23 protein-coding genes and 1 pseudogene are annotated in these 26,210 nt (G+C 70.6%); 8 read left to right on the forward strand and 16 right to left on the reverse strand.

Annotation, left to right across the window (positions count from 1 at the left end):
• Positions 1-163: 163 nt before the first annotated feature.
• Positions 164-352, reverse strand: coding sequence for a hypothetical protein (locus tag BST44_RS30660; protein WP_158086656.1), 189 nt, complete (start codon positions 350-352; stop codon positions 164-166).
• Between the two features lie 66 nt (positions 353-418).
• Between BST44_RS30660 and BST44_RS15485 the strand changes: the two genes are divergently transcribed.
• The 4 genes from BST44_RS15485 (at position 419) to rfbA (ending at position 3,958) form a co-directional block, all read left to right on the forward strand.
• On the forward strand, positions 419-1,744 hold the full coding sequence (locus tag BST44_RS15485) for a UDP-glucose dehydrogenase family protein (RefSeq protein ID WP_083178072.1): 1,326 nt from the start codon (positions 419-421) through the stop codon (positions 1,742-1,744).
• 149 nt (positions 1,745-1,893) lie between these two features.
• On the forward strand, positions 1,894-2,649 hold the full coding sequence (locus BST44_RS15490) for a maleylpyruvate isomerase family mycothiol-dependent enzyme (RefSeq protein ID WP_083177995.1): 756 nt from the start codon (positions 1,894-1,896) through the stop codon (positions 2,647-2,649).
• Positions 2,650-2,685: 36 nt separating this feature from the next.
• The gene (locus BST44_RS15495; RefSeq protein WP_083177996.1) at positions 2,686-3,060 is read left to right on the forward strand and encodes a nuclear transport factor 2 family protein; all 375 of its coding nucleotides are present in this window, start codon (positions 2,686-2,688) and stop codon (positions 3,058-3,060) included.
• 22 nt (positions 3,061-3,082) lie between these two features.
• Positions 3,083-3,958 carry a glucose-1-phosphate thymidylyltransferase RfbA gene (rfbA, locus tag BST44_RS15500; RefSeq protein WP_083177997.1) on the forward strand — a complete coding sequence of 292 codons (876 nt, stop codon included), beginning with the start codon at positions 3,083-3,085 and terminating at the stop codon, positions 3,956-3,958.
• Here the strand turns inward: rfbA and BST44_RS15505 are convergent.
• The 10 genes and pseudogenes from BST44_RS15505 to BST44_RS31695 form a co-directional block, all read right to left on the reverse strand.
• Positions 3,900-5,162: a YibE/F family protein gene (locus BST44_RS15505; protein WP_083178073.1), complete on the reverse strand. Its 1,263-nt coding sequence runs from the start codon at positions 5,160-5,162 to the stop codon at positions 3,900-3,902. The two genes, rfbA and BST44_RS15505, sit on opposite strands and share 59 nt — an antisense overlap.
• A 35-nt stretch (positions 5,163-5,197) precedes the next feature.
• Positions 5,198-6,487 carry a pyridoxal phosphate-dependent aminotransferase gene (locus BST44_RS15510; protein ID WP_083177998.1) on the reverse strand — a complete coding sequence of 430 codons (1,290 nt, stop codon included), beginning with the start codon at positions 6,485-6,487 and terminating at the stop codon, positions 5,198-5,200.
• Between the two features lie 32 nt (positions 6,488-6,519).
• Positions 6,520-9,351, reverse strand: a complete 2,832-nt coding sequence (locus BST44_RS15515) for a (Fe-S)-binding protein (protein ID WP_208619808.1) — start codon at positions 9,349-9,351, stop codon at positions 6,520-6,522.
• A 141-nt stretch (positions 9,352-9,492) separates the two neighbouring features.
• A complete protein-coding gene (locus BST44_RS15520; RefSeq protein WP_083177999.1) occupies positions 9,493-11,193 on the reverse strand; it encodes an Hsp70 family protein in 1,701 nt (566 codons plus the stop codon).
• Positions 11,194-11,248: 55 nt separating this feature from the next.
• On the reverse strand, positions 11,249-11,770 hold the full coding sequence (locus BST44_RS15525) for a hypothetical protein (RefSeq protein ID WP_083178000.1): 522 nt from the start codon (positions 11,768-11,770) through the stop codon (positions 11,249-11,251).
• Between the two features lie 46 nt (positions 11,771-11,816).
• Complete coding sequence (locus tag BST44_RS15530; protein WP_083178001.1) at positions 11,817-12,542, reverse strand: hypothetical protein; 726 nt, start codon at positions 12,540-12,542, stop codon at positions 11,817-11,819.
• On the reverse strand, positions 12,532-13,104 hold the full coding sequence (locus BST44_RS29590) for a KH domain-containing protein (protein WP_244184829.1): 573 nt from the start codon (positions 13,102-13,104) through the stop codon (positions 12,532-12,534). Before BST44_RS29590 ends, BST44_RS15530 begins: the two co-directional genes overlap by 11 nt.
• A 10-nt stretch (positions 13,105-13,114) precedes the next feature.
• Positions 13,115-14,317 (reverse strand): putative alpha/beta hydrolase, encoded by a 1,203-nt coding sequence (locus BST44_RS15540; protein WP_083178002.1) that lies wholly within the window; start codon positions 14,315-14,317, stop codon positions 13,115-13,117.
• Positions 14,318-14,490: 173 nt separating this feature from the next.
• On the reverse strand, positions 14,491-15,393 hold the full coding sequence (gene murQ / locus BST44_RS31690; RefSeq protein ID WP_439330727.1) for an N-acetylmuramic acid 6-phosphate etherase: 903 nt from the start codon (positions 15,391-15,393) through the stop codon (positions 14,491-14,493).
• Between the two features lie 111 nt (positions 15,394-15,504).
• Positions 15,505-16,209 (reverse strand): annotated as a pseudogene (locus tag BST44_RS31695) (BadF/BadG/BcrA/BcrD ATPase family protein); the annotation flags it as partial.
• Between the two features lie 42 nt (positions 16,210-16,251).
• Here BST44_RS31695 and BST44_RS15550 point away from each other — a divergent pair.
• Positions 16,252-16,782: a DUF488 domain-containing protein gene (locus BST44_RS15550; RefSeq protein ID WP_083178003.1), complete on the forward strand. Its 531-nt coding sequence runs from the start codon at positions 16,252-16,254 to the stop codon at positions 16,780-16,782.
• Positions 16,783-16,810: 28 nt separating this feature from the next.
• Here the strand turns inward: BST44_RS15550 and BST44_RS15555 are convergent, their stop codons facing one another.
• From BST44_RS15555 to BST44_RS15570, 4 genes are all read right to left on the reverse strand, one after another.
• Positions 16,811-17,359 carry a hypothetical protein gene (locus BST44_RS15555; RefSeq protein ID WP_142274520.1) on the reverse strand — a complete coding sequence of 183 codons (549 nt, stop codon included), beginning with the start codon at positions 17,357-17,359 and terminating at the stop codon, positions 16,811-16,813.
• Between the two features lie 150 nt (positions 17,360-17,509).
• On the reverse strand, positions 17,510-17,995 hold the full coding sequence (locus BST44_RS15560; protein ID WP_083178005.1) for a (2Fe-2S)-binding protein: 486 nt from the start codon (positions 17,993-17,995) through the stop codon (positions 17,510-17,512).
• Positions 17,988-18,872, reverse strand: a complete 885-nt coding sequence (locus BST44_RS15565; protein WP_083178006.1) for an FAD binding domain-containing protein — start codon at positions 18,870-18,872, stop codon at positions 17,988-17,990. The genes BST44_RS15560 and BST44_RS15565 overlap by 8 nt, the downstream gene beginning before the upstream one ends.
• Entirely contained in the window at positions 18,869-21,217 is a 2,349-nt protein-coding gene (locus tag BST44_RS15570) for a xanthine dehydrogenase family protein molybdopterin-binding subunit (protein ID WP_083178007.1), read from the reverse strand. The genes BST44_RS15565 and BST44_RS15570 overlap by 4 nt, the downstream gene beginning before the upstream one ends.
• Before the next feature lie 70 nt (positions 21,218-21,287).
• On the opposite strand from BST44_RS15570, the gene BST44_RS15575 reads away from it, so the two are divergent.
• A complete protein-coding gene (locus BST44_RS15575; protein ID WP_083178008.1) occupies positions 21,288-21,848 on the forward strand; it encodes a nucleotidyltransferase family protein in 561 nt (186 codons plus the stop codon).
• Here BST44_RS15575 and BST44_RS15580 read toward each other — a convergent pair.
• On the reverse strand, positions 21,845-23,293 hold the full coding sequence (locus BST44_RS15580; protein WP_083178076.1) for an amino acid permease: 1,449 nt from the start codon (positions 23,291-23,293) through the stop codon (positions 21,845-21,847). The two genes, BST44_RS15575 and BST44_RS15580, sit on opposite strands and share 4 nt — an antisense overlap.
• 369 nt (positions 23,294-23,662) lie before the next feature.
• On the opposite strand from BST44_RS15580, the gene dnaK reads away from it, so the two are divergent.
• Both dnaK and grpE read left to right on the forward strand, forming a co-directional pair.
• Positions 23,663-25,525 (forward strand): molecular chaperone DnaK, encoded by a 1,863-nt coding sequence (gene dnaK / locus BST44_RS15585; protein ID WP_083178009.1) that lies wholly within the window; start codon positions 23,663-23,665, stop codon positions 25,523-25,525.
• On the forward strand, positions 25,522-26,160 hold the full coding sequence (gene grpE / locus BST44_RS15590) for a nucleotide exchange factor GrpE (protein ID WP_083178010.1): 639 nt from the start codon (positions 25,522-25,524) through the stop codon (positions 26,158-26,160). Before dnaK ends, grpE begins: the two co-directional genes overlap by 4 nt.
• Positions 26,161-26,210: the final 50 nt, after the last annotated feature.

The raw sequence follows: 26,210 nt of genomic DNA on the forward strand, positions 1-26,210 counted from the left end.
CGCGGCTCCTGCTCCCGCCCCCGAGGCACCGGCTCCCGCTCCAGCGGCGGCACCGCCCGCGCCGGCACCGGCCCCGGCGGCACCCGCGCCCGCTCCTGTGCCCGAGGCCCCGGCGCCGGCCCCGGCCCCGCCGCCGGCCGCTCCGCCGCCACCGCCGATCCAACTACCCCCGATCATCATCGGCGGGCCCCCGGCGCCGCGCGGTCCGTTCGGCGGCGGCGACGACGACCACCGCGGCGGCGGGTTCCCCGGATTCGGGGGTGGTCACGGTCACGGCGGCTTCGGCCCCCACATCGGAATCCCGGGCATCCCGGGGCTGTAGTACGCCCGGCCGTTCGGTGGCATCTGTCATCTGCCGTTTGCCTCCCGCTCAGCGGGGTGATGCAGTCAGCTCATGGCGGCGACGTACACCGGTCATATGCGATGCACCGTCTTCGGCACCGGTTACCTGGGTGCGACCCACGCCGTCGGCATGGCGGAACTGGGACACGAGGTCGTCGGGGTCGACATCGACGCCGGGAAGGTCGCGAAGCTCGCCGGGGGAGACATCCCGTTCTATGAGCCCGGCCTGCGCACGCTGCTGACCAAGAACCTGGCGGCGGGGCGGTTGCGGTTCACCACCGACTACGACATGGCCGCCGAGTTCGCCGACGTGCATTTCCTCGGCGTCGGCACGCCGCAGAAGAAGGGCGAGTACGGCGCCGACCTACGCCACGTCTACGCCGTCGTCGACGCGCTGGTGCCGCGGCTGACCAGGTCGTCGGTGCTGGTCGGCAAATCGACCGTTCCGGTGGGAACCGCCGCCGAGCTGAATCATCGCGCGGCCGGCCTGGTGCCGCGCGGCGTCGACGTCGAGATCGCCTGGAACCCCGAGTTCCTGCGCGAGGGGTACGCCGTGCACGACACCCTGCATCCCGACCGCATCGTGCTTGGCATCCAACCGGATTCGACGCGTGCCGAGGCGGCGGTCCGCGAACTCTACGGCCCCCTGCTCGCCGAGGGTGTGCCGTTCCTGGTGACCGACCTGCAGACGGCGGAGTTGGTCAAGGTTTCCGCGAACGCCTTCCTGGCGACCAAGATTTCGTTCATCAACGCCATCTCCGAGGTGTGCGAGGCCGCGGGCGCCGACGTCAGCGTGCTGGCCGACGCGCTCGGCTACGATCCCCGGATCGGACGCCAATTCCTCAACGCCGGTTTGGGTTTCGGCGGAGGCTGCCTGCCCAAGGACATCCGTGCCTTCATGGCCCGCGCCGGCGAACTCGGCGCCGACCAGGCGCTGACCTTCCTGCGCGAGGTCGACAGCATCAACATGCGCCGGCGCGCGCGGATGGTGGAGCTGGCCAGCGCGGCGTGCGGCGGCTCGCTGCTGGGCGCCAACATCGCCGTCCTGGGGGCGGCGTTCAAACCCGAATCCGACGACGTGCGCGACTCGCCCGCGCTCAACGTCGCCGGCCAGCTGCAGCTCAACGGCGCCGCGGTCAACGTCTACGACCCCAAGGCCCTGGACAACGCGCAGCGGTTGTTCCCGACGCTGAACTACGCGGTCTCGGTCGAGGAGGCCTGCGAGCGCGCCGACGCGGTGCTGGTGCTCACGGAGTGGCGCCAATTCGTCGACCTCGACCCCGCCGACCTGGCCGACCGCGTGCGGGCCCGGGTCATCGTCGACGGGCGCAACTGCCTCGACGCCGTCCGCTGGAAGCAGGCCGGCTGGCGGGTGTTCCGGCTGGGCGCGCCGCGGCCCTAGCCGGACCTGCCCCATGCCCCGACGCCCCGAGCGTCACGCCAGCGTGACGCAAACAAGTGAACGTCACGCCAGCGTGACGCTCGGCGGCAGAAAACGCTCGGGCAGCGCGACGCTCGGTCGAGCAAGAAGCGGCGGGTAGCCTGACCGGCGTGGACTATGCCGCCGCATTCCTCGCAGAAAACCGTGCCTTCGCCGAGCTGTTGGGAGACGCCGACGAGTCCACCCCGGTCCCGACCTGCCCGGGATGGACGCTCAAGCAGCTGTTCCGCCACGTCGGCCGGGGCGAGCGCTGGGCGGCGCAGATCGTCAGAGACAAGCTCGACGAGCCGCTCGATCCCCGGTCCGTCGAGGGCGGTAAGCCGCCACCCGACCCGTCGGACGCGATCTCGTGGCTGCAAGGCGGGGCTCAGCGGCTGGTCGACGCCGTCGCGCTGACGGGTGCCGAAACGCCGGTGTGGACGTTCCTCGGGCCGCGCCCGGCGAGCTGGTGGCTCCGGCGCTGGGTGCACGAGGTGGCCGTGCATCGCGCCGACGCGGCCATTGCGCTGGGAGCCGAATTCAGCCTGGCCGCCGAGCAGGCCGCCGACGGGATCACCGAATGGCTCGAGCGGGTCGCGATCCAGGCCGGCCGCGACGGGGCGCCGCTCCCGCTCGAGGACGGCGACACCCTGCACCTGCACGCCACCGACCCCGGCCTCGGCGAGGCGGGCGAATGGACCGTCGGCGTCGAGGCCGGCCGCATCACCTGGTCACACGAGCACGGCAAGGGCTCCGCGGCGCTGCGGGGTGGGGCGACCGAGCTGCTGCTGGCCCTCCTGCGCCGGGTGCCGCTCGCCGACACGGGCGTTGCGCTGTTCGGCGACGAGGCGGTGTGGCAGAACTGGCTCGACCGGACCCCGCTCTAGCCACGGCCGCGGAGCGCACACGGTAACTTGCACACCATGACCACTTCGGAGATCGCCACCGTCCTGGCATGGCACGACGCGCTCAACGCCGCCGACCTGGACACCCTGGTCGCCCTGTCCAGCGACGACATCGAGATCGGTGACGCGCACGGGGCCGCGCAGGGTCACGACGCGCTGCGCCGGTGGGCCGGCTCGCGCCAGGGGACGGCCGAACTCGGCCGGATGTACGTGCACGACGGCGTCGTCGTCGTCGAACAGAAGGTCAGCGCCGCGGACAATCCGGGGGCGGTGGCCACCGCCGCGTCGGCGTTCCGGGTGGTCCACGACCACGTCACCTCCGTGTTCCGGCACGAGGACCTGGCGGCGGCGCTGGCGGCCACCGAACTCACCGAATCCGACCTCGTCAACTGAGCGGGGAATAGGGGAAACCACCATGCGCGGGATCATCCTGGCCGGCGGCTCGGGCACTCGGCTGCACCCGATCACCGTGGGGATCAGCAAGCAGCTGCTGCCGGTGTACGACAAGCCGATGGTCTACTACCCGCTGTCCACCCTGATGATGGCCGGGATCCGGGACATTCTGGTGATCACGACCCCGCACGACGCGGCGGGCTTCCGCCGGCTGCTGGGCGACGGCTCGCAATTCGGCATCAACCTCAGCTACGTGACGCAGGAACGGCCCGACGGCCTGGCCCAAGCCTTCGTCCTGGGCGCCGAACACATCGGCAACGACACCGTGGCGTTGGTGCTAGGGGACAACATCTTCTACGGCCCGGGCCTGGGCACCAGCCTGAGCCGCTTCCAATCCATCAGCGGGGGAGCGGTTTTCGCCTACTGGGTGGCCAACCCCTCGGCGTACGGTGTCGTCGAGTTCAGCGACGACGGCACGGCGCTGTCTTTGGAGGAGAAACCCAAGACACCGAAATCCAATTACGCGGTGCCCGGCCTGTACTTCTACGACAACGACGTGATCGAGATCGCCAAGGGCCTGAGGAAATCCGCGCGCGGCGAGTACGAGATCACCGAGGTGAACCAGATCTACCTCAATCGGGGCCGGCTCTCGGTCGAGGTGATGGCCCGCGGAACGGCCTGGCTGGACACCGGGACGTTCGACTCCCTGCTGGACGCCAGCGACTTCGTGCGCACGCTGGAACGACGGCAGGGTCTGAAGGTCAGCGTCCCCGAGGAAGTGGCGTGGCAGCAGGGCTGGATCACCGACGACCAGCTGGCCGAGCGCGCGCACACCATGCTCAAGTCCGGGTACGGCGGCTATCTACTGGATCTGTTGGAGCGCAGCCGGCTTCACTAGGCTTCGCCAGCGCCGCGGCGATCGCCGTCGTCAACGGCACCGACAGCGCCAGCGCGACCCCGCCGACCGCCGACCGGGCGATCTCGACGGCCACGCTCTCGCTGGTGAGCACGTCGGTCAGCGAGCGGTTGGCCACGCTGAACAGCAGCAGCAGCGGCAGCGAGCTGCCGGCGTAGGCCAGCACCAGCGTGTACACCGTGCTGGCGATGTGATCGCGACCGACTCGCATGGCCCCCAGGAAGATCGCGCGCCGCGAGCCGCCAAGGTGGGCCAGCTCGAACACCGTCGACGCCTGGGTCACCGTCACGTCGTTGAGCACACCCAGCGACCCGACGATGAACCCGGCGAGCAGCAGGCCGCCGATCGACACGTTGCCCAAATACGCGCCGACGGTGGCGTTCTGGTCGTCGGACAAGCCGGTCAAGTGGGCCAGTTGTATTGTCGCCCAAGAGAATCCGGCAGCCAGCAACAGCGCCGTCAGGGTGCCCAGCAGCGCGGCGCTGGTCCGCAGACTCACACCGTGGGCGAGATAGATGACCGCGTAGAGGATCGCCGCCGAGGCCACCAGGGCGACCGGGACCGCCGGGGCGCCGGCGCGCAGGGCCGGCAGCAAGAACACCACCAGCACTGCGAACGCGACCACGATGCCCCCCAGCGCGAGCAGTCCCCGCCAGCGCGCCACCGCGACGATCACCACCGCGAACGCGGCGGCCAGCGCGACCAGCGACCAACCGCGTTCGAAGTCGTAGAAGGCGTAGCTGGTGGCCCCCTGGTCGTCGACCTGCCGGACGAGCCGAATGTGGTCTCCCACCGCGAATTTCGGCTGGTCGGGACCGGGGGACGATTCCAGCAGCGTGTTGGCCCCGGCGTTGGGGCCGGAATCGATCGCCACCTCGGTCAGCACGCAGCGGCCCGCCCCCGGCGGCGCCGGCTGCGGGGCGGTGGTGAGCACCTGGCTGACCGACGGGCTGCCGCAGTCCCCCATGCCGCTGGACAGCACGTGTCCGGCCTGCGTGCTCACGGCGCCCCCGGCCGCGTTCTGGAACGGCATGGGGATGTCGACGTGCTGCCGGCCGGGCCACAGCGCGATCGCGCCGCCCAGCACCGCCAGGCCGATCGCCACCAGCAGCCCGACGACGATCCTGGCGGGCAGCGACTCAACCGGGGTCGGACCGGAAAAACTGTGCGAGTGCGAGTGTGTCACCCGGTCCACCGTAGAGGCGCCGGCTGCGAAGATGCTTACTGGCGATAACTGACCAGGAAGTTGCCCAGCCGCTCGATCGCCGCGGCCAGATCGCGGGCCCACGGCAGGGTCACGATGCGCAGGTGATCCGGTGCCGGCCAATTGAATCCGGTGCCCTGGGTGACCAGGATCTTCTCCTGCAGCAGCAGGTCGAGGACGAGCTGTTCGTCGTCGGTGATGTCGTAGACCTCGGGATCGAGCCGGGGGAACGCGTACAGGGCGCCCTCGGGCTTCACGCAGGACACCCCGGGAATCTGGTTGAGCTTCTCCCACGCGACGTCGCGCTGCTCGAGCAGCCGCCCGCCCGGCAGCACCAGGTCCTCGATGCTCTGGTGGCCGCCGAGGGCCACCTGAATCCCGTGCTGCGCGGGGACATTGGGGCACAGCCGCATGTTGGCCAGCAGGTTGATGCCCTCGATGAAGCTCTCGGCGTGGTCTTTCGGGCCGGTGATCGCCAGCCAGCCCGCGCGGTAGCCCGCGACGCGGTAGGCCTTGGACAGCCCGTTGAAGGTCAGGCACAACATGTCCGGCGCCAGGGTGGCCACGTTGATGTGCTGGGCGTCGTCGTAGAGGATCTTGTCGTAGATCTCGTCGGCGAGCAGCAGCAGTTCGTGCTTGCGCGCGAGTTCCACCATCTGGGTGAGGACCCCGCGGCTGTAGACCGCGCCGGTCGGGTTGTTCGGGTTGATGATGACCAGCGCCTTGGTGCGCTCGGTGATCTTGGATTCCAGGTCGGCGATGTCGGGCTGCCACGCCTGCGTCTCGTCGCACAGGTAGTGCACGGGCGTGCCACCGGCCAGGGATGTCGACGCCGTCCACAGCGGGTAGTCCGGCGACGGGATCAACACCTCGTCGCCGTTGTCGAGCAACGCCTGCAGGGTCATGGTGATCAGCTCGGAGCACCCGTTGCCCAGGTAGACGTCGTCGACGTCGAACCGGGGGAAGCCCTCGACCAACTCGTAGCGGGTGACCACCGCCCGGCGCGCGGGCAGGATGCCCTGCGAGTCCGAGTAGCCCTGGGCGTACGGCAACGCCTGGATCATGTCGCGCATGATCACGTCGGGCGCCTCGAAGCCGAACGGCGCCGGGTTGCCGATGTTGAGCTTGAGGATGCGGTGGCCTTCGGCCTCCAGCCGCGCGGCGTGCTGGTGCACCGGGCCGCGAATCTCGTAGAGGACGCCCTGCAGTTTGGACGACTGCGCGAAGACCCGCTGCCGGTGGTGAGCGGAGGCGTGCAGGGGCAGCTGGTGAGTGGTCACGTCACCAATGGTGCCACTACTGTCCACTGAAATTTGCTGTCAAGCGGCAAAATCCCTGGTCAGCGCTTGCCCGGTGGGCGGGCGCCGCGGGCGATGCCCAGCCCCTTCACCGGCGCGGCCGGCGGCGCTTGCTCGCCGTCGGTCTGCTTTGCCGGCTCGGCTTTCGGCGTCGGCTCGGCTTCGGCTTCCGCCTTGGCAGGCTGGGCCTCGGCCTTGGGCGCCTCGGCTGCCGGTGCGGCCTTCTTGGCCCCGGGCCGCTTCGCGCCGGCGGCGATGCCCAGGCCCTTGACCGGCGCCGCGGGCGCCTCGGTCTCAGCCTTGGGGGCCTCGGCCTTGGGTGCCTCGGCCGCGGGTGCGGCCTTCTTGGCCCCGGGCCGCTTGGCGCCGCCCGCGATGCCCAGCCCCTTCACGGGGGCCGCGGGCGCGGCGGCCTCGGCCTTGCCTTCCGCGGCGGGTGCGGCGTTCTTGGCGCCGGGCCGCTTGGCGCCGCCGGCGATGCCTAGCCCCTTCACGGGCGCGGCGGATGCCTCGGACTTGGGTGCCTCGGACTTGGGGGCCTCCTCGGCGGGCGCCTCCTCGGCCTTTTTGGCCGGCGCCTCGACCGTCGCGGTGGCCTTGGGCGCGGCAGCCGCCCGCTTCTCGGCTTCCTTTGCGGCCGTGCCCTTCTCGGGCAGCGTGGCCTTGTCGTACTCGATGGACCCGAGCAGCACCTGGGCGACGTCGAGCACCTCCACGCCGCTGCGGCCGGCCTCTTCCTGCCGGTCGTTGACGCCGTCGGTGACCATCACACGGCAGAACGGGCAGCCGGTCGCGATCGTGGCGGCCCCGGTGGCCAGGGCCTCGTCGACGCGCTCGTGGTTGATCCGCTTGCCGATGTGCTCTTCCATCCACATCCGCGCGCCGCCCGCACCGCAGCAGAAGCTGCGCTCGGCGTGCCGCGGCATCTCGGTGAGCGTCGCGCCCGCGGCCCCGATCAACTCGCGCGGCGCCTCGTAGACCTTGTTGTGCCGGCCCAGGTAGCACGGGTCGTGATAGGTGATGTCCTGGGACACCGGCGTCACCGGCACCAGCTTGTTGTCCCGGATCAGCCGGTTCAGCAGCTGGGTGTGGTGCAGCACCGAGTAGTTCGAGCCCAGCTGGCGGTATTCGCGGCCCAGCGTGTTGAAGCAGTGCGGGCAGGTCACGACGATCTTGCGGTCGACGGTCTCCACGCCCTCGAACACCCCGTCCAGCGTCTCGACGGCCTGGGCCGCGAGCTGCTGGAACAGGAACTCGTTGCCCGAGCGGCGGGCGGAGTCGCCGTTGCAGGTTTCGCCGGCGCCCAGCACCAGGTACTTCACCCCGGCGATCGCCAGCAGTTCCGCGACGGCCTTGGTGGTCTTCTTGGCCTTGTCGTCGTAGGCGCCGGCGCAGCCCACCCAGAACAGGTACTCGAAGCCGTCGAAGCTGTCGACGTCCTCGCCGTAGACGGGGACGTCGAAGTCCACCTCGTCGATCCAGTTGGTCCGGTCGGACGCGTTCTGGCCCCACGGGTTGGCCTTGGTTTCCAGGTTCTTGAACAGCACCGACAGTTCCGAGGGGAACTCGGACTCCATCATCACCTGGTAGCGGCGCATATCAACGATGTGATCGACGTGCTCGATGTCCACCGGGCACTGCTCGACGCAGGCGCCGCAGGTCACGCAGGACCACAGCACGTCCGGGTCGATGACGCCGCCCTGTTCCGCGGTGCCGACCAGCGGGCGGGTGGCCTGCTCGGGCCCGGAGCCCATCACCCGGCCGAAGCCCGACTCCGGAACGTGGTGCGCCTCGGCGTGCTTCTCGCCGGCCAGCTCCTCGCCGACCCCGCCCTCCGGCGTGTTCTCGGCGGGGGATTCCTTGTCGCCGAGGATGTAAGGCGCCTTGGCCATCCAGTGGTCGCGCAGGTCCATGATGACCAGCTTGGGAGACAGCGGCTTGCCGGTGTTCCAGGCCGGGCACTGCGACTGGCAGCGGCCGCACTCGGTGCAGGTGGCGAAGTCCAGCATGGCCTTCCAGCTGAAGTCCTCGATCTTGCCGCGCCCGAACGCCGCGTCGTCCGGGGGGTTTTCGAAGTCGATGGGCTTGCCGTCGGCCTCGATCGGCAGCAGCGGGCCCAGGCCGTCGGGCAGCCGCTTGAAGATGACGTTGATCGGCGCGGTGAAGATGTGCAGGTGCTTGGAGTGCAGCACGATGATCAAAAACGCCAGCATGACGGCGATGTGCAGCAGCAGGGCCGTCGTCTCGATGATCTCGTTGGCGGGCTGGCCCAGCGGGCGCAGGATGACGCCGAACAGCTGCGACAGGAACGCGCCCTTGCCGTACGGCAGCGTGCCGTTGTTGACCGCAGACCCGCGGACGAACACGTAGGTCAGGATGACGTTGAAGATCATGAACAACACCAGCCAGGCGCCGCCGGTGTGCGAACCGTAGAACCGCGACTGGCGGCCGTACTCCTTGGGCTCGGTGCGGAACCGGATGATCGCGAACGTCACGATGCCGAGGAAGACGGCGGTCGCGAAGAAGTCCTGCAGGAAGCCCAACGCATCCCAACGGCCGATGATCGGGATGTGGAAGTGCGCCTGGAACAGGAACCCGTACGCCTCGATGTAGACCGTCAGCAGGATGAAGAAACCCCACATCGTGAAGAAGTGCGCCAGGCCGGGAAGCGACCACTTCAGCAGGCGCCGCTGCCCGAAGACCTCGGAGACCTCCGCCCAGATTCGCTTGCCGGGGTCATCGGTATGCCCCGGGGCGGGCTTTCCGGACGTGACCAGCTTGAACAGCCACAGCACGCGGCGGGCGGCGAGTGCGGCCACGACCAGCGTCATGCCCATGCCCACTATCAGTCTGATGAGCATCTGCGTCGTCACAGAAGATCTCCCCAATGCATTGTTGATTCAGCCTGCGATTTGTTTGCCTGCTTAGCCCTGCTCATAGTTACATCTCCGCAGCTTCCGCCGCGAGAAAGGCTGCCCTAACTTGGCCTTCGTTGGCCGCCTTGGCCTGCTTCGTTAGCGTCCCAGCGGGGGTTCGAACCGCGGGAACAACGGCCTTTCGCGCCTGGTCGTCGGCGGCGCCTCGGTGGTGGTCGCCTGCGACGTCGTGGTCGGCGGGGCGGTCGTGGTCGTCGGCGGGGGCGTCGTGGTGGTCGTCGGCGGCACCGTGGTGGTGGTGGTCGTGGTCGGCGGCTCGGTGGTGGTCGTGGTGGCGGGCGACTGCTCGGACGACGACGACGGCGGCGGCGGTGGCGGCGGCGGCAGGACCGTGACGGTGGTGCTGTTGTCCGGTCCGGTGATGGTCACCGTTTGTGAGGTTTGCGGGGCGGGCGGCGTGGTCTTGACCGGAGTGGATCCGGGGTGGCCGAGGGTGAGGGCCAACACGATGGCCACCAATATGGCCGCCGCCGCGCCGGCGACGCTGAGGACCAGCGCCGTGCGTTTGTACCACGGCAGCCCGCCCTCCGGTGCGGGGTAACGATTGCCGGCGTCGGAGTCGGAATCCCTTGCCTCGTCGGTGTACTCGCCGGTGGCGTCGCGCCCGGTGTAGGGCACCGGCTCGTCACCGCCGTCGTCGTCCTCCGACCAGGCCAGGGCGCCGTCGACGTCGGTGGCCCGGGCGGCCCACGCGGCCTGGGTCATGTCGATCCCGGCGGTGCCGACCATCTCGGTCGGGGTCTCCACGACGGCGCCCGCGGCGGTCGGGACGCCGGCCGAGGCCTGTTGGTCGCCGAGCACCGCCGCGCCGACGGCGGCGCTGAGCACGGGCTGCGGTGCGGTGTGGACGGGCACCTGGAACCGCTCCGCCAGCCGCGTGGTGAGCAGCGGGATGCTGGCGCCGCCGCCGGCGGTGGCCACGGCGGCCAGCGCGGTCTTCGCAAGCCCGTTGCGGCGCAACGCTTCCTCGAGGTCGTCCAGGAACCGGTCCAGCGGCCCGGCGATCAGTTGCTCCAGCTCGGTGCGCGACAGCGACCCGCCCGCGACGGCGGCCGTCGTGGCCGTCGACAGTTGCTCCTTGGCGCGCCGGCATTCGCCCAGCAGGCGGCTCTGGGAGCTCATCCGCACGGTGCCTGCCACGTCGGCCATGGTGTCGTCCGAGGCGCGCATGCGGCCGAGGACGAGCTGATCGATTGCGTCGCCGGAGAAGTCGGTGGAACGCACCGACGGGCCGACGCGGGTGAAGTTGGACCCGGCGTCCATCAGGGTGACCGTGGTGCCGCTGGCGCCGAAGTCGCACAGGGCGACCACGCCGGTGGTCGGGAATCCCGGCCTGCCGCGCAGCGCCGCCAGCGCGGCGGTGGCGTCGGACACCAGCACCGGGGCCACTCCGCCGCGGGCCAGATCCGGCTGGGCGAAGAACTCCTCACGCAGCGCGGTGAATTGGGCGTCGGACCAGTACGCGGGGACGGCGATGGTGATGGGCGTGCCGTAGCCGACGGTGCGGGCCATGGCCTCGATCGCCTCGACCGTCAGCACCTCGCCCAGGTACTTCGTGCCGTCGGCCGCCACCAACGGCGACCGGTCGCCGACCCGCTCGACGAAGCCGCGCAGCACCATGCCGCCCTGGGTCAGGTTCGGGTTCTCTTCCGGCAGGCCAACTTCGGTCGGCCGCTGTTCGAAGAGGGTCAACACGGCGCTGCGGACCACCGGCGCCCTGCCCGCTCGGGCCGCCACCAGGTGGGCCGCCCCGATCGACAGCCCGAGCGACTCGCTCATGCCCTGCACCCCACTTCCGATCGCCCGGTGGTCCTCACCATAGCGGCCGACGCGGTCAGCGCAGGCCGGGCGGGACCGTGATCACCGTGGGGACGCCCGGAATCGTGATCACCGACGGCACTTGGGGCAGGTGGTGCCGATGCGTCGGCACCTGCTGGGTCGGCTCGCGCGTGGGCTGCTGGGTCGGCTGCTGCGCCGGCGCCTCGACCGCACTGCTGGTGGTCGGGGTCGTGGTGGTCGTGGTCGGTGGGGTCGTGGTGGTGGTGGTCGTCGTGGTGCTCGTGCTGCTGGTGCTCGGGCTGGGGGTGGTGCCCTGCTCGCCGTGCAGCAGCTCGGTGATGCCGTAGACGATCAGGCCGATCAGGATTGCGACGAACACCAGCCAGGCGATGAGCAGCGGGGGCTTGCGGTACCACGGAGTGGGTTCGCCTTCCAGGGCGTCGAACGCCTCGGGCTGCTCCGACCCGTCGGGCGGATACAACGGCGGTTGGCCGGACGTCGGCGGGTCAGCCAGGCCGTAGTCGGCGTGACCGGTCGCCTGATCGTGGAAGTCGTCGGGTGGGCCTTTGCGTTCCACGGCACCGATCGTACTGACACCACCTGCGAGCCTCCTGAGCCCGCCGTCAGGACGTGCCCCGGAGAATGCGTTCGATCCGGTCCATCAGCTCGCCCGGACCGGCATGGGCGCCGTCTTTCCAGGCCGCCAGCGCCTCGCCGAGACTGGCCGGTTGGACGGTCAGGTATTGGCCGAGCATCACCGCCGCAGTTGTATCGCTGCCGGCCTCAGCGGGTTGGTAGACGACTTCGGTCTGCAACGACTCGGTACCAGCCGCCACGTTCCGGACGAGCTTGGGCGCGATCGACCGGACCTCCTCGCGCCGGATGTCGGTCGACGCCCCGCCACGCTCTGGTATTCGAACCGTCAACGCCGACGGTGTGATTCGCAGAAGTGATCGCCGCCAGATCCACAAGGTGACGATCAACATCAGCGCCGAGATGGCGAGCAGGATAATCCCGCCGTAGAGCAGCCATGCCGGATTGCCCGGCGCGTGGCCCGCGGCCACCATCGCGACCGCTATGAGCGGGATGAGCACCAGCACGCTGTACGCATTGCCCTCGAACCACGGGATGTAGCGGCAGACGATCTCCTCCCCCGTACGACGGACCCCCGCGGCAAAGACTCGACGGCCGCTTCCATAGGCGATCGCGATGCCGGTCGCAGCGACGCCCAGAGACAGATACCAAGCCGATCCGACCAGCACATTGACGCCGGCCAGCAGACACAGCGCCCCGCCGAAGGCGTAGCGCGCTAATCGCAGGCGACGCCGTCCCACTTCGCTACTCGCCATGAACAGCGGTCCCGCGCTCGGCTACCGTGACGGCGCTGCAGTCACCGCCACGCGCTGGAAGTGCCGCGGCGCCCGTGCTAACTGACAGCCAGACGCCTGCTCGTTCCACCGGAGAATTCTTCAGCGCGGTCACCGTCAATTGCGCAATGAGGGTCTCCCTTTCAGCCGGCACGATCCTCGATCGTGACACGCTCTCGATCGCGCCGAGCTCGTGACTGATCTCCGTCGCAAGCGCGCCCACGACACCGCGACCCTCGGCGGCCGCGGCGAGCTCACGACGCCGTTCGCGAGACCCCGGTACCGATTGCAACTGCTGCTCGACCAGCATCGCAAACACCTCGCCGGCGTCCATCGGGGCTTCGACGCGGTGCATCGTCAGCACTGCGTTAGCGCAGAACACCGTGATCTGCGGGTCGGTTCGACAGACCCACACACGAACTCCTACGGCGGATTCGAAGGGTTCCCAGCCGGGCGGTAACCCGACCTCCACCAGAAATCCAGCGAACCGATCGACCGGGGAAAAACGCGTGCCGTGTTTCTTGAGGAACTCGTCGAATCGCATCATCGTCGCCCTACCCGAAACCGAAGATCGATTCCACGCCGTGCACCGCACTACCGACGGCATCCGAAACCGGCTGCCAGGCCACCTCGATCGTTTTGGATGCCAGGAGGCTTGCGCCGGCTCCGACAACCGCGCCCGCCACCAGTCCCACCGCGGTGCCCGCCCCCGGAACGACCGAACCGATCGCTGCGCCAAACTCAGAACCGGCCAGCGCGCCTCCCACCCAACCGCCAGCCGCGAGGCCGGCGGCGACACCTGCGCTCTCCCGGGTGACAGCCTCGGGCACCGAGTTGCCGTCGTGGATATCGGACATGACGGCCGGTACCGCGCTGGCCGCGGCGACCACCCCGCCGACCCGGGAGAACCCCTTGAGTTCGACCCCGCCGATCTTCGGATCCTCCAGCCATCGCAACAAGCCCGGGTCGGCCTTGCCGGGCCCCGTGCCGGGGGACTCGGCGATCAGGTTGGTCGTCGCCTGACGCACACCGTCTGCGGTGCCACCGGCCACCGCGCCCGCGCCCGCGATCGCGACATCCCCAGGCGCGGGCGCCAACGAGGGCCCGCCGTGCTGGTCGGGCCCCGCCGGGGGCGGTCCCGGCGGGGAAGCTACGAAGTCATATCCGTCCGCGTGCAGCGTGCCCAGCGCGTTCTGGAAGGAGCCCGAGTATCCGTTGCGCGTCGCCTGCAGCTGGCCCAGCGCGTCTTTGGTGGCGCGCACGGCGTCGTCCTCGCATTTGGCGATGAACGCTTCGAGCGCGTCGTAATCGGCCGCGCTGAGGTCCCCCTCGTCTTCCATCTCGTCGGCTTCGGCGATCAGTCCGTCGAGGTTTTCCAATTCGGCTTCCAGCGACGCGATCCGTCCCGCCGCGGTCTTCTGCGCTTCGGCCAAGGTCGCGGCGATGTTCTCCAGGTCGGCGGCAATCTTGGGTAACTGCAACGACTGCGCCCCAAGGGCTTTCGTCACCCGCTGGACTTCGTCGGAGTCGTTGATCGGATGATCGCCGTTCTGGTGATTCCAGGCGGCATCGAAGCGGGTGCGGGCCTGTTCGAACGCGTGGTCGGCCTCCGCCGTGCACCGACCCGCGCGATGGAAGGCCCCGGCCAAGCTGGAAATCTGCGCCGGGCTGCCCGCCTGCAGGCTTGCGTTGACCGCCCAGGGGTCACCACCGGCTGCGCCGATCAGGGCGGGGACGCTGATGTAGAGGAGTTGCATCGCGTCGTCAGCGGCTCGCCCTGACGGTGGTCAAATCCCGCGTGGCTCCGGTCGCATCCACGAGCATCGCCCCCCTCCCGATCCCTCGCGAAAGACTACTCCGGCACGCGTATCAGCCAATTCACCTCGCGTATCGGGGGCCATCGTGACGAATGGCCTCGCGCTTTGGGGCCTCAGTTCCCACCGAGGGCGGCGCGCACGCGTCCCCGCGCCCGGTCGAGCCGGGCGGCCGCCTCTGCCGCGTCGACGCCCGCGCGCAGCGCGACGATCGCCGTCTTGGCATGGCCCCCGGCGGCCGCGAGCGCGGCGGCCGCGGTTTCCTCGTCGACGCCGGCCGCCTCGCGGACGATCCGCACCGCGCGGCGGCGCAGCTTCGTGTTGGTCGCGCGCACGTCGACCATCCGCGGCCCGTAGGCCTTGCCGAGCGCGATCAGCACGCTCGTCGAGAGCGCGTTGAGCACGACCTTCTGCGCCGTTCCCGCGGTCAGCCGCGTCGAGCCGGCCAACACCTCGGGCCCGGTCAGCAGTTCGATCACCACGTCGGCCGATGCCTGGCTGCCGGGGTTGTTGACGATCGCGACCCTCAGCGCGCCCGCCGCGCGCGCGTGCTCGAGCGCGCCCAGCACGTACGGCGTGCGGCCCGACGCGGTGATCCCGACGAGGGCGTCGGCGGCGGTCAAGTCGGCGAGATCGGCGGGGTCGAAGGCGTCCTCGGCGCCCTCGATCGCCTCGGTCAGCGCCGCCGGCCCGCCGGCGATCACGCCGCGCACCAGGTCGGTGCCGAACGTGGGCGCACACTCGGCCGCGTCGAGCACGCCGAGCCGCCCGGGCGTTCCGGCGCCGGCGTAGATCAGCCGGCCGCCGCGCTCGAGCCGCGCGGCGATGGCCTCGGCCGCCGCCGCGATCCGCGGGACCGCCGCCGCCACCGCGGCGTGCGCCTCGCCCTCGGCGGCGACGAGCAGCGCGACGACCTCCCCGACGGGCCGCGCGTCCAGGTCGTGCAGGCCCGGACGCGCGGCTTCGGTGTCGAGCGCGTCGAGTCCTTGCGCGGCAAAGGTTTTCGGCTCCGCCTGCAGGCGGAGCAGGTGCGGCTGGTGGATCGCCCCCAGCCGCAGCGCCCCGTCGAGCGCGTCGCCGGCGGCGGGAACGAGGTCGAGCCCCTCCCGCAGCGTGTCGAACCCGGCCAGGCCGCCGACCATCGCGACCGGGCCGTCGCCGGCCGCGCGAGCGGTCGCGGCGAGCGCCTCAGCCGCCGCGCCGACGATCGCCCGCGCGGCGGCGTCGCCGTGCGCGGCGAGGACGTCGGGCGCGAAGGACGCGAGCGCGGCGGCACCGGTGAGCCGCGCGGGCCAGGTCTGCGGCGCGCCGAAGCGGGCGCGGGCGGCGTCGAGCAGCGTCGTGGCCGGGCCGCGGCCGTCGTGGGCGCGCAGCGCCGCGCGCAGCCCGGCGGCGCCGATCCACGCGCCGCCGCCCTCGTCGCCCAGCCACGGGCCCCAGCCGTCGGCGGTCCGCAGTACGCCGCCCGCGTCGATCGCGAGCGCGACGACGCCGGTGCCCACGATCAGCACGACGCCCGCCTCCCCGCCCAGCGCGCCCGCATGCGCGATCACGGCGTCGCCGGTCACCGCGACGCGCTCCACCCGCAGCGAGGCCAGCAGCGCATCGCCCAGCGCGCGCGCCGCGTCCGGCGCGGCCAGCGCCCCGGCGGCGCCCACGATCACCTCGTCGACCGCGCCGAGCTGGCTTGCCACGGTCAGGATCGCCGCCTCGGCGGCCCGCACGCCGCCGGGCGCCGCGAGCCCCGGCGCGCCCGGCCCCTGCGCCCTGCGGCCGCCGGCCGAAGCCCGGCACGACGTCTTACCCAAGTCGACGGCGAGGATCACCGCACCCATCCTTGATCGGCCCGGGCGGCGTGTCGAGCGCAAACTGGTGAAGTGGGGCGGGCGTTGCTGACCGTGGGGCACGGGACGGCCGGCCGCGAGCGGCTGGGGGAGTTGCTCGCCGGCGCGGGGGTTGAGCTGGTGGTGGACGTGCGGCGCTATCCGGCCAGCCGGACGAACGCGGACGTGCGGCGCGAGGCCCTGGAATGCTGGCTGCCCGAACGCGGCATCGATTATTGGTGGGAGCCCCGCCTGGGCGGGCGGCGTCATGTCGCGGCCGGAGCACCGGAGCCGGACACCTGGTGGTCGGTGGCCGCGTTCCGGGCGTACGCCGCCTACACCCGGACGCCGGAGTTCGACAGCGCGCTGGACGAGGTCCTGGCCGACGCCGCCCGGCGCACCACCGCGGTGATGTGCAGCGAGAGCGTGTGGTGGCGCTGCCACCGGCGGCTGATCGCCGACGTGGCGGAGCTCGGTCGCGCGGTGCCGGTCCAGCACCTGATGCCGGACGGCCGCCTGCGCCCGCACCGCCCCGCCGACGGCGCCCGCCGCCACCCCGACGGCCACCTGACATGGGACGGCTGAACCGGCGCCCGCCGGTCCGGACTTGCCCTTAGAACGTGTTGACCTTGTCGAGGCTGACGAACATGCCGTGGCCGGTGCGGTCGTTGGTGAAGCGGGTGCCGTCGGCGGTGGCGAGGATCGTCCAGCCGGCGGCGTTGTAGGTCTTGTAGTCGATCTGGACGGTCGGGATGGCACCCAGGTTGCCCAGCACCCACTGCACCTTGCCGGCGGAGTCCACGCTGACGCCGTTGGCGTGCTCCCCGTCCTGCATGGGGGAGTTGGTGAAGGGCGCCTCGCAGCCGACGGTGTCCTTGTTGATCTGGCAGCGCGTGCTGCCCGACTTCGTTTCGATGAAGACGTAACCGTTTTGGTCGGGCGGCAGCGGGATGGCACCGGCCGGCGCGGTCGGGTTGGCGGGCGTCGTCGGCAGGCCGGGCGCGGGGCTTGCGGTCGGCCCCGGCGGCGAGGCCGTCGGTCGGGGTGTCGGGAACGTCGGCTCGACCGGCCCCGCGCCCGGCGCGGCGACCGGCCTGCCCGTGATGGTGGTGGAGCACGCGTCGATCAGCGCGGGGCTGACCAACACCGGCGCAATCAGCAGGGACCCACCGGCAAGACTCCACCGTGCCCTTTGCGAAAACCGCACGCGCCACTCCCGATCATCTCCCGATATCGGGGAATCAGATTACGCGCGAAGTGGCGAAACACCGTGCAAGCGCGCGCCCACCGATGCGGGCCCGATGGTGAAGCTTTATCGCTGCGTGACCGACTGGGTCTCGGCCGCGCGGCGGGCGGCGGCGACGATGCCCTGATACCCCGTGCACCGGCAGAAGTTCCCCGACAGGCCCTCCCGGATCTCCTCGTCGCTGGGGTCGGGATTGTCGCGCAGCAGCGCGGTCAGCGACATGACGAAACCCGGCGTGCAGAAGCCGCATTGCAGCCCGTGGCATTCCCGCAGCGCCGACTGCACGGGCGACAGGGTGCCGTCCGGGGCGGCGACGCCCTCGACCGTCGTCACCTCCGTCCCGTCGGCCTGCACCGCGAACATCAGGCACGAGCGCACGGCCTCGCCGTCCAGCAGCACCGTGCACGCGCCGCACGCCCCGTGCTCGCAGCCCAGGTGGGTGCCGGTCAGCCCGCACTGGTCCCGCAGGAAGTCCGCCAGCGTCATCCGCGGTTCGACGCCGGCCGCGACCGGAGTTCCGTTGACGGACAATTCGATTGGATGTTCACGCATGGCTTGCCCCCAGGGCCTCGGTGATCGCTTGCGTCCAGGCGCGGGCGGCCATGGTGGCGCCCACCTTCAAGCGGTACGACGCCGACCCCTGCAGGTCGTTGGGGACGTCGTCGAGCCCGCTCATCGTGGCCTCGCCGAGCTCCTCGGGAGCCAGGTCGCCGACGGGCCTGCCGGTGGCCGCGACCTCGGCCGCGGTCGCGCGGCGGACCGTCGACCCCAGGCCCAGCAGCCCGATCGCGCAGCGCGACACCCGGTCCGCGTCGTCGAGCCGGACGGCGACCAGGGCGCCCGCGATCGCGAAATCGCCGTGCCGGCGCGAGAACTCCTCGACACCGAACCCGCATCGGCCGTCCCACACCGGGAACCGCACCCCGGTCAGCATCTCGTCGGAGTCCATCGTGGTCTCCCATACGCCGGCGAAGAAGTCGGCCGCGGCGATCTCGCGCCGGCCGCGGGGCGACTGCGCCTCCATCACCGCGTCCAGGGTCAGCGCGACGGCCGGGTATTCGCCGGCGGCGTCGGCGTGGGCGACCGACCCGCCCAGGGTGCCGCGGTTGCGGATCTGGAAGTGCCCGACGAACGGCGTCGTCCGGTTCAGCAGCGGAACGTGTTGGCGCACTTGCTCATTCGCGCCCACGGCGGCCTCGGTGGTGCCCGCGCCGATCCACAGCTCCCGGCCCCTGCGCTCGACGCCCCGCAGCTCGGCCAGCCGGGAGATGTCGACCAGGTGGTCGAAGTAGGCCAGCCGCATCGCCAGCATCGGCACCAGGCTCTGGCCGCCCGCCAGGATTTTCGCATCGTCGCCCAGCTCGGCGAGCAGGCCCACGGCATCGTCGACGCCGGCGGGGCGATGGTATTCGAACGGGGCCGGTTTCACCGCTTCACCGCTTCCAGGAGTGCGGCGATGGACGCCGGGCTCGCCGGCAGCCGGGTGACCGTCACGCCGAGCGGCGCCAGCGCGTCGTTGATGGCGTTGATCACCGCTGGCGTCGAGCCGATCGCCCCGCCCTCGCCGGCGCCCTTGTAGCCGCCGGGCCCCGGTCCGGGGATCTCCACGTGGCCGAATTCGATGGGCGGCACCTCGGTGGCCGTGGGCAGCAGGTAGTCGACGAAAGTCGTTGCGAGCGGATTGCCGTCGTCGTCGTAGACCATGTCCTCCATCAGCGCGCCGCCGATGCCCTGCACCGTTCCGCCGGCGATCTGGCCCTCGACCACCGACGGATTGATCATGGGACCGACATCCTCGCTGACGATGTAGCGCAGCAGCGTCACCTTGCCGGTCGCGATGTCCACCTCGCAGGTGCAGGCGTGCGTCGCGTTGGACCAGTGGATGGGATTGGTCGAGTTGAACCGGGCGGTCGCCTCCAGGTTGGCCGACAGGCCCGGCGGCAGCTGCTGCGGCGAGTAGTACGCCACGTACGCCAGCTCGCCGAACGACACCGACTTCGACGGGTCACCGCGCACGCCGGCCACCGAAAACGCCAGGTCCACTTCGGATTCCGCCACCTTCAGGTGATGGGCGGCCAGCGCCACGATCTTCGCCCGCAGGATGGCGCCCGCCTCGTGGACGGCGCCGGCGGTCATCGGCGCGCTGCGGCTGCCCTGCGTCCCGGCCCCGTACGGGGTGATCGCGGTGTCGCCCTGGATGGTGGCCACGTCGTCGATGTCGGCGCCCAGCGCGTCGGCGGTCAGCTGGACCACCGTGGTCTCGATGCTGTTTCCGCTCGAGCCGCCGTTGACGTACACGTTGATCTTGCCGGTCGGCTCCATCCGGATGGTGGCACCCTCGGTGGCCAGGTGCCCGGTCGCCGCGCCGGTCGGCTCGATGTAGGCCGAGAAGCCCAGCCCCAGGTAGCGCCCCTGCGCCAGCGCCTCGGCCTGCTCCTTGCGAAACCCTTCGTGGTCAAGGATTTTCACCGCCTGCTCGAACGTGTCGATGGGCGCGACGTGGTCGTACGGCATGCCGTTGGGGTTGACGTAGGGCATCTCGTCACGGCGCAACAGGTTGCGCCGGCGCAGCTCGACCGGGTCGATGTGCAACTTGCGGGCGGCGATGTCGAGCAGGATCTCGCGGGCCAGCGTCTCGTACTGCCACGGGCCGCGGTAGGCGGCCAGGCCGCTGGTGTTGGAGAAGACCGTCTTGTAGTTGAAGCTGGCCTTGGGCACCCGGTACGGCCCCGGGAAGAACATGCCGATGGCGGCCGTGGTCAGCACCGGGTACGGCGTCGGGTAGGCGCCGATGTCCTGGACGAAGTCGATGTCGGCCGCCGCGATGTTGCCCTCGCCGTCGAACGCCATCCGCGCGGTGCCGTCGACGTGCCGGGCCTGCCCGGCCGACATCAGGTTCTCGCGCCGGTCCTCGATCCACTTCAGCGCCGCGGGCACCTTGCGGGCGGCCAGCATGATGCACATGTCCTCGCGCATCGGGACGACCTTCTGGCCGAAGCCGCCGCCGGTGTCGCGCATGATGACCCGAACACGTTGCGCCGCAATGCCCAACAGCCGGGCGCAGAACGCCCGCAGCTCGTGCGGGGTCTGGGTCGACGCCCACATCGTGAGTTCTCCGGTGGCGGCGGTCCATTCGACGACCAGGCCGCGGGTCTCGATCGGCACCGGCGCGTAGATCTGCTGATAGATGTTCTCGCGCACCACACATGCCGCGCCGGCGAACAGCTCTTCGTCCGGCGGCGCGCCGCCCATCCCGCCCGCGACGTTGTTCGGATAGGCGTCGTGCACCAGCACGTCGGAGGCCTGCGCGCGGGTGAAGTCGGTGACCGCGGGCAGCGGCTCGTAGTCCACGTCGACGAGTTCGAGCGCGTCCTCGGCGACATACCGGCTCTCGGCGACGATCAGGGCGACCGGGTCGCCGACGAACTTCGCCTCGCCCTCGGCGAGCGGCGGCCGCGGGGTGTCCGGGACGTCCTTGCCGGCGACGGCGTGCCACGCCTCCCGCACGTCGGGGTTGAGGTCGGCCGCGGTGAACACCGCGCGCACGCCGGGCAGCGCCAGCGCGGCCGAGGCGTCGATGCCGTTGATGCGCGCCCGCGCGAAGGGGCTGCGCACGAAGCAGGCGTGCAGCATGCCGGGCCGGGAGATGTCGTCGACGAAGCTGCCGCGGCCGGTGAGCAGCCGGCCGTCCTCCACCCGCTGGAGGCGGGTGCCGGCGTACCGGGGCGCCGGGGTGACCGGGACCGCGGGGGCCCCTTGCACGTCGTGGGTCATGACGCTCCATCCGATGCCAACGCGCAGCGAAGTTATCGCTTTGGGAGAAGTGCAATGTCATCATAGGAGAGTGGGGTTACCGGAGTCGACAGCCGCTCCATTCGCCGTCGGGATCCTGCTCGCCGCGGGCGCGGGGCGGCGCTACGGCAAGCCGAAGGTGCTGGTCGACGGCTGGCTGGACATCGCGGTGGACGCCCTGCGCGCCGGGGGCTGCGCCGACGTCGTCGTCGTGCTGGGAGCCGCCCGGGTCGCGGTCCCGCCCGGGGCCACCGCGGTCACGGCGCCGCGGTGGCGGGACGGGCTGAGCGCCTCGGTGCGCGCCGGGCTACGGCAGGCCGACCGCCTGCGCGCGGACTACGCCGCGCTGCACGTCATCGACACTCCCGACGTCGGGCCCGCCGTGGTGGCGCGGGTCCTGGATCGCGCGATCGCGTCGCCCTCCGGCCTGGCGCGCGCCTCGTTCGGCGGCCGCCCGGGGCATCCGGTGGTGATCGCGCGCCGGCACTGGCCCGAGGTGCTCGACCGCATCGCCGGCGATCGGGGCGCCGGCGCCTACCTGCGCACGCGGAACGACGTCGAGGTCGTCGACTGTGCGGACCTCGCCGGGGGCCGGGACATCGACGAGCCCTAGCCGGGTGACGAGGGGTCCGCGACCGGGACCGCGGTGTCTTCGGCCGCGGCCCGCACCCGGTCCCGGACCAGATACCACCCGCCGACGAGCGCGGGGATGCCCAGGAGAAGGGCGCCGAGCAGCCACGGACCCTGGACCCTGTCGAACAACATCAGGATCAGGACGCCGGCCAGAAAAGCCAGGGTGAGGTAGCCGCTGTAGGGGGCCAGCGGCATCCGGAAGTGCGGCCGCTGCAACGTCCCGGCGCGCGACAGCCGGTAGAGCCGCAGCTGGCTTGCCACGATCGTGCCCCAGGCCACCACGACGCCCACCGCGGCGATGTGCAGCACGATCTCGAACGCCCGGCTCGGTTCGACGGCGTTGAGCACGATGCCCGCCAGGCCGACGACGGCGGTGAGCAGGATCCCGCCGTACGGCACGCCGTTCTTCGACATCGGGGCGGTGAACTTCGGGCCGCTGCCGTTCATCGCCATCGACCGCAGGATGCGGCCCGTGGAGTACAGGCCGGCGTTCAGGCTGGAGAGCGCCGCGGTGAGCACCACCAGGTTCATCACGCTGCCCGCCCCGCCGAATCCGACCTTCGAGAAGAAGGTCACGAACGGGCTGACGTGGTCCCGGTAGGCGGTGTGCGGCAGCAGGAGCGCCAGCAGGACCGTCGACCCGATGTAGAAGACAACGATGCGAAAGACCACCGAATTGATGGCGCGCGGCATGATCTGGTGCGGGTTCGCCGTCTCCCCGGCCGCGATGCCGACCAGCTCGACGGCGGCGTAGGCGAAGATCACGCCCGAGGTGACGAGCACGAGGGGCAGCAGCCCGGCCGGCAGCAGGCCGCCATGGCTTTCCCACATCGCGACGCCGGGGTCGTGGCCGTCGACCTTGAAGCGCCCGACCACGAACACCGCGCCGACGACGAGGAACGTCACCAGCGCGAGCACCTTGATCAACGAGGCCCAGAACTCCAGCTCGCCGAACAGCTTGACCGAGATCAGGTTCATCGCCAGCACCGCCAGCAGCGCGATCAGCGCCAGCGTCCACTGCGGGACCGCTTGGAACGTCTTCCAGTAGTGGCAGTAGTGCGCGATCGCGGTGGTGTCCACCACCCCGGTCATCGCCCAGTTGATGAAGTACAGCCAGCCCGCCGCGAAAGCCGCCTTCTCGCCGAAGAATTCACGCGCGTAGGACACGAAGGATCCGGAGGACGGGCGGTAGAGCACGAGTTCGCCGAGCGCGCGCAGGATCAGGAATACGAAGATGCCGCAGATCCCGTACACCAGAAACAGCCCCGGCCCCGCCGACGCGAGCCTTCCCCCGGCGCCGAGGAAAAGGCCCGTTCCGATGGCACCGCCCAGGCCGATCATCTGGATCTGGCGGTTCTTGAGGCCCTTGTGATAGCCCGTGTCTTCGCGGGCGAGCCGCGTGGCGGCGCTGTCTGGCGGTGCCATCACGCTCCTGCCGGGTGGCTTCGGGGAAGCCCCAGGTTAACCCATCGACGGGCCCGCGGGCGCTCGGCGGGCGCCGCCTGCCCTCGCCCGAGAACGTTCGGGCCTCCGCGTGCGCTGACGGCATCGCGGGTGCGCTCGGGGCGGGAATCGGCCGCCGTTTCCGCCCTGTGCGCACGGCCGACGCCCTCGCGGCACACTCGTTGGGCCCCGGGAACAAGACCGCGACCCGGGCCGTTAGCATGATCGACAAGTTGAGCGAACTACACTCAATCCTGGGTTGACACCACGGTGCCGGCAAGAGCAGTCTTGAGCGGGGTTCACTCAGCATAGTGGCACCAAAGACGCTCTACTCACTCAGGAGGAATCACTATGGCTCGTGCGGTCGGTATCGACCTCGGGACCACCAACTCCGTCGTCGCAGTTCTCGAGGGCGGTGACCCCGTCGTCGTCGCCAACTCCGAGGGCTCGCGGACGACCCCGTCCATCGTCGCGTTCGCGCGCAACGGCGAGGTGCTCGTCGGTCAGCCCGCCAAGAACCAGGCGGTGACCAACGTCGACCGCACCATCCGTTCGGTCAAGCGGCACATGGGCACCGACTGGTCCATCGAGATCGACGACAAGAAATACACTGCGCAGGAGATCAGCGCCCGGGTGCTGATGAAGCTGAAGCGCGACGCGGAGGCGTACCTCGGCGAGGATGTCACCGACGCCGTCGTCACCGTGCCGGCGTACTTCAACGACGCCCAGCGCCAGGCGACCAAGGAGGCCGGCCAGATCGCCGGCCTGAACGTGCTGCGCATCGTCAACGAGCCCACCGCGGCGGCGTTGGCCTACGGCCTGGACAAGGGCGAGAAGGAACAGACCATCCTGGTCTTCGACCTCGGCGGCGGCACGTTCGACGTCTCGTTGCTCGAGATCGGCGAGGGTGTGGTCGAGGTCCGCGCCACCAGCGGTGACAACCACCTCGGTGGGGACGACTGGGACGACCGGATCGTCAACTGGCTCGTCGACAAGTTCAAGGGCACCAGCGGCATCGACCTGACCAAGGACAAGATGGCGATGCAGCGGCTGCGTGAGGCCGCCGAGAAGGCCAAGATCGAGCTCTCGAGTTCGCAGAGCACGTCGATCAACCTGCCCTACATCACCGTCGACGCGGACAAGAATCCGCTGTTCCTCGACGAGCAGCTCACGCGCGCCGAATTCCAGCGCATCACACAGGATCTGCTGGACCGCACCCGTCAGCCCTTCCAGTCGGTGATCAAGGACGCCGGCATCTCGGTCTCCGAGATCGACCACGTGGTCCTGGTGGGTGGTTCCACCCGCATGCCGGCGGTGTCGGACCTGGTCAAGGAGATGACCGGCGGCAAGGAGCCCAACAAGGGCGTCAACCCCGACGAGGTGGTCGCCGTGGGCGCCGCGCTGCAGGCCGGTGTCTTGAAGGGTGAGGTGAAAGACGTTCTGCTGCTTGACGTCACGCCGCTGAGCCTGGGTATCGAGACCAAGGGTGGCGTGATGACCAAGCTCATCGAGCGCAACACCACGATCCCCACCAAGCGGTCGGAGACCTTCACCACGGCCGACGACAACCAGCCGTCGGTGCAGATCCAGGTCTACCAGGGTGAGCGCGAAATCGCTTCGCACAACAAGCTGCTCGGCTCCTTCGAGCTGACCGGCATCCCGCCGGCCCCGCGCGGCGTGCCCCAGATCGAGGTCACCTTCGACATCGACGCCAACGGCATCGTGCACGTCACGGCCAAGGACAAGGGCACCGGCAAGGAGAACACGATCAAGATCCAGGAGGGCTCCGGCCTGTCCAAGGAGGAGATCGACCGGATGATCAAGGACGCGGAGGCGCACGCCGAGGAGGACCGCCAGCGTCGTGAAGAGGCCGACATCCGCAACCAGGCCGAGTCGCTGGTCTACCAGACGGAGAAGTTCGTGAAGGACCAGCGCGAAGCCGAGGGCGGGTCGAAGGTCCCCGAGGAGACGCTGTCCAAGGTCGACGGCGCGATCGCCGAGGCCAAGACGGCCCTGGGCGGCACCGACATCTCCGCGATCAAGGCGGCGATGGAGAAGCTGGGCCAGGAGTCCCAGGCGCTCGGCCAGGCCATCTACGAGGCCACCCAGGCCGCGGGCGGGGCCGACGGAGACGCCGCCGGTGGCCCGCAGGCCGGCTCCGCCGACGACGTCGTGGACGCGGAGGTGGTCGACGACGACCGGGAGTCCAAGTGACCGAAAGCAATCCATCCGAACAGGTGACCGTCACCGACAAGCGGCGGATCGATCCCGAGACCGGTGAGGTTCGGCACGTCTCGCCCGGCGCTACGCCGGGCGAGGCGGCGCCGGCCGGCGAGTTCGCGGGCGAAAGCCCGGAGGAGGCCGGCAAGGCCACCGAGTTGCTCGCCGACCTGCAACGGGTTCAGGCCGACTTCGCCAACTACCGCAAGCGCGCGCTGCGCGACCAGCAGGCCGCGGCCGACCGGGCCAAGGCCGGTGTCGTCAGCCAATTGCTGGGCGTGCTCGACGATCTCGAGCGGGCGCGCAAGCACGGCGACCTGGAGTCCGGCCCGCTGAAGTCGGTGGCCGACAAGCTGGACAGCGCCCTGGCCGGGCTCGGTCTGACCGCGTTCGGCGCGGAAGGCGAGGACTTCGACCCGGTGCTGCACGAGGCCGTGCAACACGAGGGCGACGGCGGCGACGGCTCCAGGCCGGTGATCGGCACGGTCATGCGGCAGGGCTACAAACTCGGCGACCAGGTGTTGCGGCACGCGTTGGTCGGCGTCGTCGACACGGTCGCCGACGAGGGCGCCGCCGCGGCGGCCGGGCCGGGCGAATCGGACGATAACCGCGGCGCGACCGGTGAATAGACCACACAATCAGCACAACAACAGAACTCCAAAGGTGAAGGGGGTGACGC

Origin of the sequence: Mycobacterium scrofulaceum (assembly GCF_002086735.1) — a bacterium.
In the GTDB taxonomy this organism is placed as follows: domain Bacteria; phylum Actinomycetota; class Actinomycetes; order Mycobacteriales; family Mycobacteriaceae; genus Mycobacterium; species Mycobacterium scrofulaceum.

Bases quoted from the DNA above. Each gene is read 5' to 3' on its own strand.
- BST44_RS30660 (WP_158086656.1), bottom strand. From the start codon at position 352: ATGACAGATGCCACCGAACGGCCGGGCGTACTACAGCCCCGGGATGCC.
- BST44_RS15495 (WP_083177996.1), top strand. From the start codon at position 2,686: ATGACCACTTCGGAGATCGCCACCGTCCTGGCATGGCACGACGCGCTC.
- BST44_RS15570 (WP_083178007.1), bottom strand. From the start codon at position 21,217: ATGACCCACGACGTGCAAGGGGCCCCCGCGGTCCCGGTCACCCCGGCG.
- BST44_RS15520 (WP_083177999.1), bottom strand. From the start codon at position 11,193: ATGAGCGAGTCGCTCGGGCTGTCGATCGGGGCGGCCCACCTGGTGGCG.
- rfbA (WP_083177997.1), top strand. From the start codon at position 3,083: ATGCGCGGGATCATCCTGGCCGGCGGCTCGGGCACTCGGCTGCACCCG.
- dnaK (WP_083178009.1), top strand. From the start codon at position 23,663: ATGGCTCGTGCGGTCGGTATCGACCTCGGGACCACCAACTCCGTCGTC.
- BST44_RS15485 (WP_083178072.1), top strand. From the start codon at position 419: ATGCGATGCACCGTCTTCGGCACCGGTTACCTGGGTGCGACCCACGCC.
- BST44_RS15580 (WP_083178076.1), bottom strand. From the start codon at position 23,293: ATGGCACCGCCAGACAGCGCCGCCACGCGGCTCGCCCGCGAAGACACG.
- BST44_RS15560 (WP_083178005.1), bottom strand. From the start codon at position 17,995: ATGCGTGAACATCCAATCGAATTGTCCGTCAACGGAACTCCGGTCGCG.
- BST44_RS15530 (WP_083178001.1), bottom strand. From the start codon at position 12,542: ATGGCGAGTAGCGAAGTGGGACGGCGTCGCCTGCGATTAGCGCGCTAC.
- BST44_RS29590 (WP_244184829.1), bottom strand. From the start codon at position 13,104: ATGCGATTCGACGAGTTCCTCAAGAAACACGGCACGCGTTTTTCCCCG.
- BST44_RS15540 (WP_083178002.1), bottom strand. From the start codon at position 14,317: ATGCAACTCCTCTACATCAGCGTCCCCGCCCTGATCGGCGCAGCCGGT.